The following is a 13,834-nucleotide window of genomic DNA, read 5'->3' on the forward strand; positions in this document are numbered from 1 at the left end:
GGGCGCGTCCGTCAGACGCCCGCATCGTCCAGGCGGCGCCGCTGCGTCTCGTCGAGGGTGACCTCCAGGGCCCCCATCGCCTCCTCCACCTGCGCGACCGAACTGACGCCCACGATCGGCAGGATCTCCGGGCTGCCGTCCAGCAGCCAGGCGAGCACGACCTGGTTGACCGTCGCCCCGGTCTCCTCGGCGACCGCGCGCAGCGCCGCCAGCCGCGGGGCCGTGCCCGGGTGGTCGTACGCGGCCGGGATCTCCACGTCCTCGCGCGTGTAACCGCCCGCCAGCAGCGGGCTGTAGGCCCACAGCCGCAGGTCCGGCACGGTGCGGACGTAGTCGAGCAGTTCGCCCGTGACATGCACGTGCGCCGACGAGGGCAGCGCGAGGTCGAAGCGGGGCTGGAGGTAGGAGTAGCGGTACTGGAAGTGGGTGTACGCGGGTCCGTCACCGGCCAGCACCCTGGCCCGGTCCGCCCGCCACACCGCGTGGTTGCTGACGCCCAGCTCGCCGGCCTTGCCCGAGGTCACCAGGTCGGCGAGGGTTTCGACGGTCTCGGACAGCGGTACCGAACGATCCTCCAAGTGGGTCCAGTACACGTCGATGTGGTCGGTGCCCAGCCTGCGCAGGCTGTCCTCGACGGCGGACCTGATGGCCTTCTCGGAGAGCCCCTCGGCGTTCTCAAGGCCCGTGCCGGGCGCGGCGGGCCGTCCGCCCACCTTGGTGCTGAGGACCATCTCGGAGCGGTTGCCGCGGGCCGCCAGCCAGCGGCCGAGGACCGCTTCGCTCTCGTCGCCGGTGCCGCCCTCGACCCAGAACGCGTAGTTGTTCGCGGTGTCGAGCACCGTACCGCCGGCCTCCGCGAACCGGTCGAGCGCGGCGAAGGAGGTGGCCTCGTCGACGTTGGTACCGAAGCCCAGCGTGCCGAGCGCGATGGTGCGGTGTCGTGCCGTCATGGGGTGGTTCCTCCTGGGAAAACGCTGGTCGCGGTCGGTAATTCGATAGTAGGCAGGGGGTGTTGCCCGCGTCGCCGGGTGACCGCAAACAGGTCCGGACCATTCGCGGAGTTTTTTCCCGGACCAAAATGTGGATCAGGGGGTGACGCACCCCTGGCAGTCCCCTAGATTTCCTGCGCATTGAGCTATTGAGCAGGTGATCCCTGCGTCTTTCAGCAGGTGACCAGTGAAGGGGACGACTCGCCATGCCAGAGCCGGCACCATCGACAACCGCGCGGGGTTCCGCCGGACGCCTCACCCCCAGATCGATCGTCGTCTGGGCGCTCGTCGCCCTGGTGGGCGCGGTCGCCTGGGGTGTCCTCGCGCTGTCGCGCGGTGAGGAGATCTCCGCCGCCTGGATGCTGGCGGCGGCACTCGGTTCGTACGCGATCGCCTACCGCTTCTACTCCAGATTCATCGCCCGGCGGGTACTGAAGGTCGACAAGACGCGGGCCACCCCCGCCGAACGGCTCGACAACGGTGTCGACTTCCACCCCACCGACCGGCGCGTGCTCTTCGGGCACCACTTCGCGGCCGTCGCGGGCGCGGGACCGCTCGTCGGGCCGGTGCTGGCCGCGCAGATGGGCTATCTGCCGGGCACCATCTGGATCGTCGCGGGCGTCATCTTCGCGGGCGCGGTCCAGGACATGGTCACGCTCTTCTTCTCCACACGCAGGGACGGCCGTTCGCTCGGCCAGATCGCCCGCGACGAGATAGGCCCGTTCGGCGGCGCCGCCGCGCTGATCGCGGTCTTCCTCATCATGATCATCCTGCTGGCGGTGCTGGCACTGGTCATCGTCAACGCCCTCGCCGACTCGCCGTGGGGTGTCTTCTCCATCGCGATGACCATCCCGATCGCGCTCTTCATGGGCGTGTACTTGCGGGTGATGCGGCCGGGCAAGGTCAGCGAGGTCTCGCTCATCGGCGTGGCGCTGCTGCTGCTCGCGATCGTGGCCGGCGGCTGGGTCGCGGAGTCCTCGCTCGCCGACACGTTCACGCTGGAGGCCGGCACGCTGGTCATCTGGATGATCGTGTACGGCTTCCTCGCCTCCGTACTGCCGGTCTGGATGCTGCTGGCGCCGCGCGACTACCTGTCGACCTTCATGAAGGTCGGCACGATCGCGCTGCTGGCGGTCGGGGTGGTCGTCGCGATGCCGACGATGAAGATGGACGCGATCACCGAGTTCGCGAGCCGCGGTGACGGTCCGGTCTTCGCCGGTTCGATGTTCCCGTTCGTCTTCATCACCATCGCGTGCGGCGCGCTGTCCGGTTTCCACTCACTGGTCGCGTCGGGCACCACGCCCAAGATGGTGCAGAAGGAAACCCAGATCCGGATGATCGGGTACGGCGCGATGCTCACCGAGTCGTTCGTCGCGATCATGGCGATGATCACGGCGTGCATCATCGACCCGGGCCTGTACTTCGCGGTCAACTCCCCCGCCGGCGTGATCGGCGGCACGGTCGAGTCCGCCTCCGAGGCGGTCGCGAACCTCGGCTTCACGATCTCGCCCGACCAGCTCGCCCAGGCGGCCAAGGACGTCGAGGAGGCGAGCCTGCTCTCCCGTACGGGCGGCGCGCCGACCTTCGCGCTCGGGATGTCGGACATCTTCTCGTCGGTGATCGGCGGCACGGGGATGAAGGCGTTCTGGTACCACTTCGCGATCATGTTCGAGGCGCTGTTCATCCTGACGACGGTGGACGCGGGAACGCGCGTCGGCCGCTTCATGCTCCAGGACATGCTCGGCAACGTGTACAAGCCGATGCGCCAGGTCAGTTGGAAGCCCGGCGTCTGGTTCGCCAGCGCCGTGGTCGTCGGCGCGTGGGGCTACTTCCTCTGGGTCGGCGTGCACGACCCGCTGGGCGGCATCAACCAGCTCTTCCCGCTGTTCGGCATCGCGAACCAGCTCCTGGCGGCGGTGGCCCTCGCGGTCTGTACGACGCTGCTGGTGAAATCCGGGCGGCTCAAATGGGCCTGGGTGACGGGCGTTCCCCTCGCCTGGGACGCGGCGGTCACACTCACCGCGAGCTGGCAGAAGATCTTCTCCGACGACCCGAAGGTCGGCTTCTTCACCCAACGCGACGTCTACCAGGCGGGTATCGACAAGGGCGAGGTGATCCCGCCCGCGAAGACGATGGACGACATGCACACGGTCGTCACCAACTCGACGGTGGACGGCGTCCTTTCGGCGCTCTTCGCGTTCCTGATCATCGTGGTCATCGCCGACGCGGCACGCGTCTGCTACAAGGCGATCCGCCACCCGGAGAGCGTGAAACTGTCGGAGACGCCGTACGTGAAGTCGGAACTGGTCGCGCCGGCGGGCCTGATCCCGACGAAGGAGGAGAAGGCGGAACTGGCGGCGGCGAAGGCGTCCACCGGGGCGGGTCCGTCATGACCCCGGCGGCGAAGGTGCGCCACGCCGTGGGCCGGATCCGTTGGTACGTGCGGGAGTTGACGGGTGAGTCGGCGTACGACCACTACGTGGCCCACACCCGTGCCTGCGACCCGACGGCGGAGCCCGTGACGCGCCGCGCCTTCGAACGCGCCCGGATGGACGCGCGTGAGGCGGACCCGAGGGAAGGGTTCCGCTGCTGCTGAGCGGCCGTGCCAGTACGGCGAAGGGCCGTCGTATCCCGATGGGGGTACGACGGCCCTTCGCCGTGCGCGAGCGGGTGTCAGTGCACCCAGTCCTTCAGCTGCTCGGTCTCCAGCGTGATGCCCACGGGGTCGGGCAGGACGACGCTCTTGCCGAACGGCACGGTGCGGGCGCTCTCGTAGCGCACACCATCCGGCTCGCTGTAGACGGTCACCTCGCAGGAGTCGCGGTCGATCAGCGGATAGACGGGGACACCGGTCTCGGCGTAGGAACGGGGCTTCTCCACCCGGTCGCGTGCGTCGGTGTCGGAGTCGTACGAGGTGACCTCGACGGCCATCAGGACGGGGCCGGGGTCGACCCACTCGCCCTGGCCCGCGAAGGCACCGCTCGGAGCGAGAGCACCGTCCGGCCGGGCGCGGCCCAGGAGATGTCGCTGGACTCTCAGCCCTTGGACTGGATAGAGCCACAGCTCCGGTCTCGACCGCAAACAGCAGCGTACAAGCCACTGCATGATGCATCCGTGCGTGCCGTCCGGGCCCGCCTTGCCGTGCACTTTCCCGTCGATCAGTTCCAGGGGGGCACGTTCGGCCGTGCGGCTCAGAATCCGGTACAACTCGTCGAAGTCGTGGGTCTCCACATGGAGCCGGTCGGTAGTAGCCACGCCGCTGGACCCCCTCACGTCGCCCACAACGGTAGCGACCCCCTCGGACAACGCGCCGCCGTCGCCGTGTCGCACACTGCTGTGATGAACCAGGCGATACGGCCGGCGGCCGACTTCACGATCAGAGCGGCCGAGCCCGCCGAGTACGCGGCGCTCGGGGAGATCACCGCGCGGGCCTATCTGGACGACGGGCTGCTGGACTTCGGGGCGGACGATCCCTATCTGGAGACCCTGCGCGACGTCGCGGGGCGGGCCGCCGGGTCCGACGTGCTCGTGGCCGTCGACGCGGACGGGGTGGTCCTCGGTGGGGTCGCCCACGCCTCCGGCGGGTCCGCGTGGGCCAACATCGCCAGGGAGGGGGAGGCCGAGTTCCGCATGCTGGCGGTCGCGTCATCCGCCCGGGGGCGCGGTGTCGGCGAGGCGTTGGTGCGGGCGTGCGTGGACCGGGCGCGGGGCACCGAGGGGTGCGTGCGGGTGTGTCTGTCCACCCACGAGACAATGCTGGGCGCCCACCGGATCTACGAGCGGCTGGACTTCGTACGGACCCCGGAGCGGGACTGGTCGCCGGTTCCCGCTCTCTCGCCCCTGCTCACGTACAGCCTGGAAATCTAAGGCGTTTCGGGGCCGTTTCAGGGCAAGGCGAAACACCCACGACACAACATGTGGGGGGTGCTTCTCCCAACCGACCCCACATGTATGCTCAAGTCTGCTGTCGCCGCAGGAGAATCCGGTGGAAATCCGGAACTGTCCCGCAACGGTGTGCTGTGGTGCGCTTTGCGCGCCCCGCGAGTCCGAGCACCTGCCGACGGCGCACCCGGTTCGACCGATCCGGGTGCCGAGACGTCCGGGCCTCGCGGTTGGGCCGGTGGACGCCGCACCGCGCGCTGCCCGTTTCCGGGGCGGCGTACGCGGGCGTGCGCTGCCGTGCCCCTCCCTCCGTGGCCCAGAGCCGAGCGAGGGAGAGCACCACGTGACCATCGCGCCAGCCGATCCGGCTTCAGCGATCTCCGAGCGGGAACGGGGTACGGCCGTCGCGGCCGACGGACCCGGTACGGCCCTGCTGCGGGTCCTCATGGACCTCACCGCCGACCTGGCCGACACCGACCCCGGCCGGGTCGCCGCCGCCGCGCTGCGTGGCCGTAACGCCGCCTCCGACGAGGCCGAGTTGCGTGAACTCGCCACCGAGGCCGCCGCCGGGCTCATCTCGGAGGACCCCGCGTACTCCCGTCTCGCCGCCCGCCTGCTCACCCGCACCATCGCGGACGAGGCCGCCGGCCAGGGCGCCGTCTCGTTCTCCTCGTCGGTCGCCGTGGGCCACGCGGAGGGCCTGATCGCCGACCGTACGGCCGCGTTCGTCACCCGCCACGCCGCCCGCCTCGACGCGCTGATCGACCCCGCAGCCGACGACCGCTTCGGCTACTTCGGTCTGCGCACGCTCTTCAGCCGCTATCTGCTCCGGCACCCGATCACCCGCGATGTCATCGAGACGCCGCAGTACTTCATGCTGCGCGTCGCGTCCGGGCTGGCCAAGGACGACTCCCCGGCCGCCGTGGACGAAGTCGCCGCGCTGTACGGCCTGATGAGCCGGCTCGACTACCTCCCCTCCTCCCCCACGCTCTTCAACTCCGGCACCCGGCACCCCCAGATGTCGTCCTGCTATCTGCTGGACTCCCCGCTGGACGAGCTGGACTCCATCTACGACCGCTACCACCAGGTGGCCCGCCTGTCAAAGCACGCGGGCGGGATCGGCCTCTCGTACTCCCGTATCCGCGCCCGCGGTTCACTGATCCGCGGCACGAACGGGCACTCCAACGGCATCGTGCCGTTCCTGCGGACGCTGGACTCCTCGGTCGCCGCCGTCAACCAGGGCGGCCGGCGCAAGGGCGCGGCCTGCGTCTACCTGGAGACCTGGCACGCGGACATCGAGGAGTTCCTGGAGCTGCGCGACAACACGGGCGAGGAGGCGCGCCGTACGCACAATCTCAACCTCGCGCACTGGATCCCCGACGAGTTCATGCGCCGGGTCGACACGGACGGCGACTGGTCGCTGTTCTCCCCCTCCGACGTGCCCGAGCTGGTCGATCTGTGGGGCGACGGCTTCGACACTGCGTACCGCGCGGCCGAGGCGGCGGGCAAGGCCCGCAGGACCATCCCGGCGCGCGAGCTGTACGGCCGCATGATGCGCACCCTCGCGCAGACCGGCAACGGCTGGATGACCTTCAAGGACGCGTCGAACCGTACGGCGAACCAGACCGCCGAGCCCGGCAGCGTCGTGCACTCCTCGAACCTCTGCACCGAGATCCTGGAGGTCACGGACGACGGCGAGACGGCCGTCTGCAACCTCGGCTCGATCAACATCGGCGCGTTCGTGACGGACACGGGCGAGCTGGACTGGGAACGGCTGGACGACAGCGTCCGCACCGCCGTGACCTTCCTCGACCGGGTCGTGGACATCAACTTCTACCCGACCGAGCAGGCCGGCCGCTCCAACGCCAAGTGGCGCCCGGTGGGCCTGGGGATGATGGGCCTCCAGGACGTCTTCTTCAAGAAGGGGCTGCCCTTCGACTCCGCCGAGGCCACCGCGCTCTCCACCCGGATCGCCGAGCGGATCATGCTCGCCGCGTACGAGGCGTCCTGCGACCTCGCCGAGCGCGACGGCCCGCTGCCGGCCTGGTCGCAGACCCGCGCCGCGCGGGGCGTGCTGCACCCGGACCACTACGACGTGACGCTCAACTGGCCCGAGCGGTGGGACGCGTTGCGCGCCCGCGTCGCGAAGACCGGCATGCGCAACTCGCTGCTCCTCGCCATCGCGCCGACGGCCACCATCGCGTCGATCGCCGGGGTGTACGAGTGCATCGAGCCGCAGGTCTCCAACCTCTTCAAGCGCGAGACGCTGTCCGGTGAGTTCCTTCAGGTCAACGCCTATCTGGTGGCGGAGCTGAAGAAGCTGGGCGTGTGGGACGCGCAGTCCCGCGAGGCGCTGCGCGAGTCCAACGGCTCGGTGGCGGGCTTCGGTTGGATCCCGGCCGAGGTGCGCGAGCTGTACCGCACCGCGTGGGAGATCCCGCAGCGCGGCCTGATCGACATGGCGGCGGCGCGCACCCCGTTCCTCGACCAGAGCCAGTCGCTGAACCTGTTCCTTCAGACGCCGACCATCGGGAAGCTCAGCTCGATGTACGCGTACGCCTGGAAGAAGGGCCTGAAGACCACGTACTACCTGCGCTCGCGCCCGGCGACGCGGATCGCCCGCGCGGCGAAGTCGCAGCCGGTGGCCCCGGTCGTACCGCTTCAGACGACGCCGGGCGCCGACACCGACGCCGACGCGATCGCCTGTTCCCTGGAAAACCCCGAGTCCTGCGAGGCCTGCCAGTAATGAGTTCCACCGCCGCCGTTGAAAAGAACCTGCTCGACCCGGGCTTCGAACTGACCCTGCGCCCCATGCGCTACCCGGACTTCTACGAGCGCTACCGCGACGCCATCAAGAACACCTGGACCGTGGAGGAGGTCGACCTCCACTCCGACGTCACCGACCTCGCCAAACTCTCGCCCGGCGAACAGCACATGATCGGCCGGCTGGTCGCGTTCTTCGCGACGGGCGACTCGATCGTCTCGAACAACCTGGTGCTGACGCTCTACAAGCACATCAACTCCCCCGAGGCGCGCCTCTACCTCTCCCGCCAGCTCTTCGAGGAGGCCGTGCACGTCCAGTTCTACTTGACGCTGCTCGACACCTACCTCCCGGACCCGGCGGACCGCGCGGCGGCGTTCGACGCGGTCGAGGAGATCCCGTCGATCCGCGAGAAGGCGCAGTTCTGCTTCAAGTGGATGGACTCTGTCGAGAAGATCGACCGCCTGGAGTCACGCTCGGACCGCCGCCGCTTCCTGCTGAACCTGATCTGCTTCGCGGCCTGCATCGAGGGCCTGTTCTTCTACGGAGCGTTCGCGTACGTCTACTGGTTCCGCTCGCGCGGCCTGCTGCACGGTCTGGCCACCGGCACCAACTGGGTGTTCCGCGACGAGACGATGCACATGAACTTCGCCTTCGAGGTCGTGGACACCGTCCGTAAGGAGGAGCCGGACCTCTTCGACGACGAACTCCAGCAGCAGGTCACCGACATGCTGAGGGAGGCGGTCGAGGCGGAGCTGCAATTCGGCCGCGACCTGTGCGGCGAGGGCCTGCCGGGCATGAACACCGAGTCGATGCGCGAATACCTCCAGTGCGTCGCGGACCAGCGCCTCCAGCGCCTGGGCTTCGCGCCGGTGTACGGCTCCGAGAACCCGTTCTCGTTCATGGAACTGCAGGGCGTCCAGGAACTGACGAACTTCTTCGAGCGCCGCCCGTCGGCGTACCAGGTGGCGGTGGAGGGAACGGTCGGCTTCGACGACGACTTCTAGGGCGTGTTGCGAAAGTAGCGCCGTCCGCCCGAAGGGCGGGGCCGACGGCGTCCGGCGCGTGCGATCGCAAGGCGGAGGATCGTTCTCGTACTGGACGTACTTGGATGATTCCGACAACGCGGCGAGTGCGCGTGCCAGGCGTCGTCGGCCAGGCGGGACTTTCGCAACATGCCCTAGGGCGTGTCGCGAAAGTGGCGCCGTCCGCCCGAAGGGCGGGGCCGACGGCGTCCGGCGCGTGCGATCGCAAGGCGGTGGATCGGCGTTGTGGATGGCCCGGCCGTACTTGGACGGGCGAACGGGATGAAGCGCGCGACGAGTTCCGGATCGCCCAGGAACTCGTTCTCTCCGTAGCGGTCCAGGAAGAAGCCACCGGAGTAGTAGCCGTCGAGGCCGTCCTCGAACTCCTTGAGGAGGTTCAGCTCAGGAACGGGTGAGTACGACACGGCGGCCCTCCAAGCACGATCTGACGTGCTCGGCACGCTACCCGCCGGGTCTGACACCCGGCCCCGCCCCGCGACCGAGGCAGCGTCCCGGCGAGCTGGCCGAGCGCCTGCCCGCGCGCCCGGCCGGCCGTTCATGACGAGCTCGTCCTGAATGAACTCGGTATGCGCTGAAACTCATGTGTGTTGAGCGCGTCGATGTAGCGCTGGAAGAACTCGCGCAGGTCGGTGCCGGACATGATGGCCTTTCAGTCGTTCCCGGATCGGGTTGTGCACTCGGATGGCGATGACGTGCGATGTCCGTCCGTCATCTCGCCGTGGCAGAACCCGCCTTGTCGCGCTGCGGGATGCCGCCCGGGGGTCAGATCTGGTTCTCGCCGCCGTCGACGTACAGGTTGGCTCCGAGGATGAAGCGGCTCTGTTCGGATGCGAGGAAGGCCACCACGTCGGCGACGTCGGCCGGGTCTCCGATCCGGCCCAGTGGGACATTCGCCGCGAACTGGGACTTGGAGTGGGGTGCGCCTCCGGCGGCCAGGACGTCGAGCCCGGGCGTGTCGATGGTGCCCGGGGAGATCGCGTTGACCCGGATTCCGCGGCCCTTCAGCTCGTTGGCCCAGGTCCGGGCGAAGGAGCGTATCGCCGCCTTGGAGGCCGCGTACGTGCCGAACGCCGCGACACCGTCATCGGCGCGCACCGAGGAGTTCAGGATCACCGACGCGCCCTCGTTGAGCAGCGGCAGCGCCTTCTGCACGGTGAACAGGGTGCCCCGGACGTTGACGCCGAAGGTCTCGTCGAAGTGCTCCTCGGTGACCTGCTCCAGCGTCGCGAACGACGCGGCGGCGGCGTTGGCGAACAGCACGTCCAGGCCCCGGCCCCGGGCGCGGACCGTGTCGTAGAGCCGGTCCAGGTCGGCCAGGTCGGAGATGTCGCCCACCACTGCCGTGGCCGCCGCCGGGCCGATGGTCTCGACGGCCGCGTCCAGCACGCTCTCGCGCCGGCCGGTAATGAACACGTGCGCGCCCTCGGCCGCCAGCCGTACGGCGGTGGCCAGGCCGATCCCGGTGCCGCCGCCGGTGACGACGGCGGTCCTGCCCTCGAACTGTCCCATGATCATGACCTCCAACAAGTTCGGTACCGATCGATACTGAATTAAGACCGTAGCACCTTACGAACCGATCGGTACAGAAGAGGTACGATCGATCGCATGGAGATCGATCGCATGGAGACGGGACACAAGGCGCCGATCGGCCGGCCGCGGGGCTTCGACGCCGACGCGGCCCTCGAACAGGCCATGCGGGTCTTCTGGGAACAGGGCTACGAAGGCGCCAGCCTCACCGACCTGACCAGCGCCATGGGCATCACCCGCACCAGCATGTACGCGGCTTTCGGCAACAAGCAGGAACTGTTCCGCAAGTCCCTGGAACGCTACGGGGAAGGCCCCGCCTCCTACGGAGCCCGAGCCCTTCGGGAGCCGACCGCCCGGCAGGTGGCCGCCGCGATCCTCAACGGCTCGGTCCGCGCCACCACCCGCCCCGGCTCCCCCGCCGGGTGCCTCGGCGTCCAGGGATCCCTCGCCGCCGGCGAACCGGGAAGCAGCGCCCGCGACATGCTCACCGCCTGGCGTGAAGAGCACATCGCGGTACTCCGCGACCGGTTCCGACAAGCCGCCGACGAAGGCGACCTGCCCCCCGGCGCCGACCCCCAGCTACTCGCCCGCTACGTCATGACCGTGGCCAACGGCATCGCCGTCCAGGCCGCCGGCGGGGCCACCCGCGACGACCTCCAACTGGTCGCCGACATGGCCATGCAGAGCTGGCCACCCACTTGACGTCCCCGGACCAGCCGGGCGGCCGAGCCGGGGCGCCTTGGCTCAGCCCCGCGCGTCCATCAGGGCGGTGACGTAGGCGTCCAGCCGCTCCTCCACGGCCCGCGTCGTCAGCTCCGTCCTCCCCGCCTCCCGCCATGGCCGCGCCACCAACCGCACTTCTTCCGAGAACGCCAGCGCGTCCCGCACCCGCCAGTACAGCCGCTCGCTCGCGGTCGCGGCCAGCACCCCGCCGGCCTCCTCGTACGCCTCGGCGAACCGCCGGCCCCACGCCGGGCCGTGCAGCAGCACGAGATTGGTGGAGCAGTGCGCCACATCGAGGTCCGCCGGTCCCCAGGAGGTCTGCACCCAGTCGACGACCCCGGTGATCCGGGGACCTGCCGGGCCTGGGGGCGGCACGTCGAACAGCACGTTGCCGGGGTGGAAGTCCCGGTGCAGGAACCGCCCCTCGTAGGGCGGCGCCGGCTTGCGGATCATGTCGATCGCCGCGGCCCAGGCCACCACGTCGGCGCCCTTCGGAGTGACGACGGTGTCGGCGGTCGTCAACGCCACGTACTCGCGAGGCCGCCCGGCGGGTCGCAACGCGTGGATCGCCACCAGTTGACGGGCCAGCAGAGGGACGCGCGCCTCCAATCCCCCGTCGTCGAGGACCGTCCGGCCCGCCAGATGTGTCATGAGGAGCGACGGATACTCGCAGTGCGCGGCGGTCGGATCGACCGCGACCAGTCCAGGAGCCGCCACGCCCGCCCCCGCGAGCAAGGGCAGGACGCCCGCCTCCGTGTTCAGCAGATCCTCGGCCTGCTCCACGAACAACGGGTTCACGAAGGTCCGCAGCACCAGGTCACGGACGCCTCCGTCCCGCGTGCCGATGGTCAGCCGCCGCATCTCGGCGGTAATACCGCCGTGCAGCGCCTCGGTTCCGACGATCCGCTCGCCGGCCTCCAGGTGCCGGCTCACCCAGGCCAGCGTCAACGGCCGGACAATTGGCGCCTCATCGTGATTGGTCACCGTGCCACCCCACCATCCGGACGACAGCACGCGCAAAGGCCTTTCGACGGAAGGCGTCGCGACCGCGGCAGCATTGCCCCATGACTCACCACCCGATGCCCGCCGGCGATGGCCTTCAACTGCGCGAGTGGACCGAGGCGGACGTCCCCGCCCTGTCCGCGCTCTTCGACGAGCCCGAGATGGCCCGCTGGACGCCGCTCCGGACGCCGTTCGACGAGCCCGCGGCCCGCGAGTACGTCGCCCGCGCCCACGAACGCCGGGCGACGGGCCGCGCGCTCCAACTCGCCATCACCACGGACGGGCACACGCCCATGGGCGAAGTGCTGCTGTTCGCGGCGGCGGAGGACGGCTCCGAGGTCGAACTCGCCTACGGCATCGCCGCCCCGTACCGCCGCCAGGGCCTGGCCGCCCGAGCCGTACGCCTGATGCTCACCCACGCCTTCCGCGACCCGGCGGCCCGGCGCGCGGTACTCCGGATAGAACCGGCCAACGCGGCGAGCGAGGCGGTGGCACGCGGGACGGGCTTCCAACTCACCGACGAACCGCCGGTCGTCCGCGAGAGCGACGGCCGGAGCGTGCGGCTGCGAACCTGGGAGCTGCGCCGCGAGGAGTGGGCGGCGGGCTGACTCGTACAGGCACGACTTGTACGGGTCGCGGTCCGTGACCGGGGCGTGGCGGCCCGCGTTGGATGGTGAACTGCATTCGCGCATAGGTCGGTGCCCGGTCGGCGAGCGGTTCCCGCGGTGCGTCCGGGCGCTCCGCGTGCCGCAACTGGCGGTCGATGGCGCGGTCCTTGAGGTGACCGATGAGTCCGGGAAGAGCGAGAAGCACGAAAAGAGCCAGTACGACGAGGTATTCGCTGATTGCGTTCATGTCTCTACTGTCGTCGTTCCGCAGAACACAGGGCAGTGGCAGGACTGTCATGAACCATCGAATTACTGCCACACTGCTGCCATGCTGAAAAACGTGGCGGTCGCCCTTCTCGACGGAGCACATCCCTTCGAACTCGGCGTGCTGTGCGAGGTGTTCGGCCTCGACCGCAGCGCGCAGGGCCTGCCCGTCTACGACTTCGCCGTGGTCTCGGCCGAGGGCTCCGTCCTGCGTACGCACGCCGGATTCACCATCTCCGACCTGCACGGTCCGGAACGGCTGGAGGAGGCCGATCTGATATGCCTGCCGGCCGGGGACGCGTACATCGTCCGGGAGTACCCGCCGGAGCTGCTGGACGCGCTGCGCCGGGCCGTGGACCGGGGCGCGCGGGTACTCAGCGTCTGCTCGGGCGTGTTCGTCCTCGGCGCCGCCGGGCTGCTCGACGGACGCCGCTGCGCCACCCACTGGATGCACTCGGCCAGTCTCGCGGAGGCGTACCCGCTGGCCGACGTACAACCCGACGTGCTGTACGTCGAGGACGGCCCGGTGGTCACCTCCGCCGGTACGGCCGCGGGCATCGACGCCTGCCTCCATGTCGTACGCCAGGAGCACGGCCCCGAGGTCGCCAACACGATCGCCCGCCGCATGGTGGTGCCGCCGCACCGCGACGGCGGGCAGGCGCAGTTCATCGAGCGCCCGCTGCCCACGCGGTGCGACACGGTGGGCGGGGTGCTCGCCTGGATGGAGCGGCATCTGGACCGGGAGCTGACCGTCGAACAGCTCGCGGAGCGCGCCCGCATGTCGCCCCGCACCTTCGCGCGGCGTTTCCAGCAGGAGACGGGGACCACCCCGTACCGCTGGCTGCTGCGCCAACGCGTGCTGGTGGCTCAGGAGTTGCTGGAGGGGACGGACGAGACGGTGGACGCGATCGCCGGCCGGTCGGGCTTCGGGAACGCGGCGGGGCTGCGGCACCACTTCCTGCGTACGCTCGGGACGACCCCGAACGTCTACCGGCGCACGTTCAGGGGCCCCACGCGCATCGCGTGAGGCCC

13 protein-coding genes and 1 riboswitch are annotated in these 13,834 nt (G+C 69.7%); of the genes, 8 read left to right on the forward strand and 5 right to left on the reverse strand.

What is annotated here, in order from left to right; translation table 11 throughout:
• Positions 1-11: 11 nt before the first annotated feature.
• Positions 12-950, reverse strand: a complete 939-nt coding sequence (locus tag OG700_RS11770; RefSeq protein ID WP_405612554.1) for an aldo/keto reductase — start codon at positions 948-950, stop codon at positions 12-14.
• Positions 951-1,195: 245 nt separating this feature from the next.
• Between OG700_RS11770 and OG700_RS11775 the strand changes: the two genes are divergently transcribed.
• Both OG700_RS11775 and OG700_RS11780 read left to right on the forward strand, forming a co-directional pair.
• Positions 1,196-3,382, forward strand: coding sequence for a carbon starvation CstA family protein (locus OG700_RS11775; protein ID WP_405612556.1), 2,187 nt, complete (start codon positions 1,196-1,198; stop codon positions 3,380-3,382).
• Entirely contained in the window at positions 3,379-3,585 is a 207-nt protein-coding gene (locus OG700_RS11780; protein ID WP_405612558.1) for a YbdD/YjiX family protein, read from the forward strand. Before OG700_RS11775 ends, OG700_RS11780 begins: the two co-directional genes overlap by 4 nt.
• 77 nt (positions 3,586-3,662) lie before the next feature.
• On the opposite strand, the gene OG700_RS11785 is transcribed toward OG700_RS11780, so the two are convergent.
• Complete coding sequence (locus OG700_RS11785) at positions 3,663-4,244, reverse strand: Uma2 family endonuclease (protein WP_405612560.1); 582 nt, start codon at positions 4,242-4,244, stop codon at positions 3,663-3,665.
• Between the two features lie 84 nt (positions 4,245-4,328).
• On the opposite strand from OG700_RS11785, the gene OG700_RS11790 reads away from it, so the two are divergent.
• The 3 genes from OG700_RS11790 (at position 4,329) to OG700_RS11800 (ending at position 8,639) form a co-directional block, all read left to right on the forward strand.
• Positions 4,329-4,856, forward strand: coding sequence for a GNAT family N-acetyltransferase (locus OG700_RS11790; RefSeq protein WP_405612562.1), 528 nt, complete (start codon positions 4,329-4,331; stop codon positions 4,854-4,856).
• A gap of 77 nt (positions 4,857-4,933) precedes the next feature.
• Positions 4,934-5,066: riboswitch (cobalamin riboswitch) on the forward strand.
• 148 nt (positions 5,067-5,214) lie between these two features.
• Positions 5,215-7,617, forward strand: a complete 2,403-nt coding sequence (locus OG700_RS11795) for a ribonucleoside-diphosphate reductase subunit alpha (RefSeq protein ID WP_405612564.1) — start codon at positions 5,215-5,217, stop codon at positions 7,615-7,617.
• A complete protein-coding gene (locus OG700_RS11800; protein ID WP_405612566.1) occupies positions 7,617-8,639 on the forward strand; it encodes a ribonucleotide-diphosphate reductase subunit beta in 1,023 nt (340 codons plus the stop codon). The genes OG700_RS11795 and OG700_RS11800 overlap by 1 nt, the downstream gene beginning before the upstream one ends.
• Before the next feature lie 173 nt (positions 8,640-8,812).
• Here OG700_RS11800 and OG700_RS11805 read toward each other — a convergent pair whose 3' ends face one another.
• Positions 8,813-9,082 (reverse strand): hypothetical protein, encoded by a 270-nt coding sequence (locus OG700_RS11805; protein ID WP_405612568.1) that lies wholly within the window; start codon positions 9,080-9,082, stop codon positions 8,813-8,815.
• 358 nt (positions 9,083-9,440) lie between these two features.
• Positions 9,441-10,187 (reverse strand): SDR family NAD(P)-dependent oxidoreductase, encoded by a 747-nt coding sequence (locus tag OG700_RS11810; protein WP_405612570.1) that lies wholly within the window; start codon positions 10,185-10,187, stop codon positions 9,441-9,443.
• A 111-nt stretch (positions 10,188-10,298) separates the two neighbouring features.
• On the opposite strand from OG700_RS11810, the gene OG700_RS11815 reads away from it, so the two are divergent.
• Positions 10,299-10,907, forward strand: a complete 609-nt coding sequence (locus OG700_RS11815; RefSeq protein ID WP_405621615.1) for a TetR/AcrR family transcriptional regulator — start codon at positions 10,299-10,301, stop codon at positions 10,905-10,907.
• 42 nt (positions 10,908-10,949) lie between these two features.
• Here OG700_RS11815 and OG700_RS11820 read toward each other — a convergent pair whose 3' ends face one another.
• Positions 10,950-11,912: a phosphotransferase family protein gene (locus tag OG700_RS11820; protein WP_405612572.1), complete on the reverse strand. Its 963-nt coding sequence runs from the start codon at positions 11,910-11,912 to the stop codon at positions 10,950-10,952.
• 80 nt (positions 11,913-11,992) lie between these two features.
• Here OG700_RS11820 and OG700_RS11825 point away from each other — a divergent pair, with 80 nt between their 5' ends.
• Both OG700_RS11825 and OG700_RS11830 read left to right on the forward strand, forming a co-directional pair.
• Positions 11,993-12,538, forward strand: a complete 546-nt coding sequence (locus tag OG700_RS11825; RefSeq protein WP_405612574.1) for a GNAT family N-acetyltransferase — start codon at positions 11,993-11,995, stop codon at positions 12,536-12,538.
• Positions 12,539-12,866: 328 nt separating this feature from the next.
• Complete coding sequence (locus tag OG700_RS11830; RefSeq protein WP_405612576.1) at positions 12,867-13,829, forward strand: GlxA family transcriptional regulator; 963 nt, start codon at positions 12,867-12,869, stop codon at positions 13,827-13,829.
• The last annotated feature ends 5 nt before the right edge of the window (positions 13,830-13,834 follow it).

The organism is Streptomyces sp. NBC_01508, assembly GCF_045040315.1.
GTDB lineage: Bacteria > Actinomycetota > Actinomycetes > Streptomycetales > Streptomycetaceae > Streptomyces.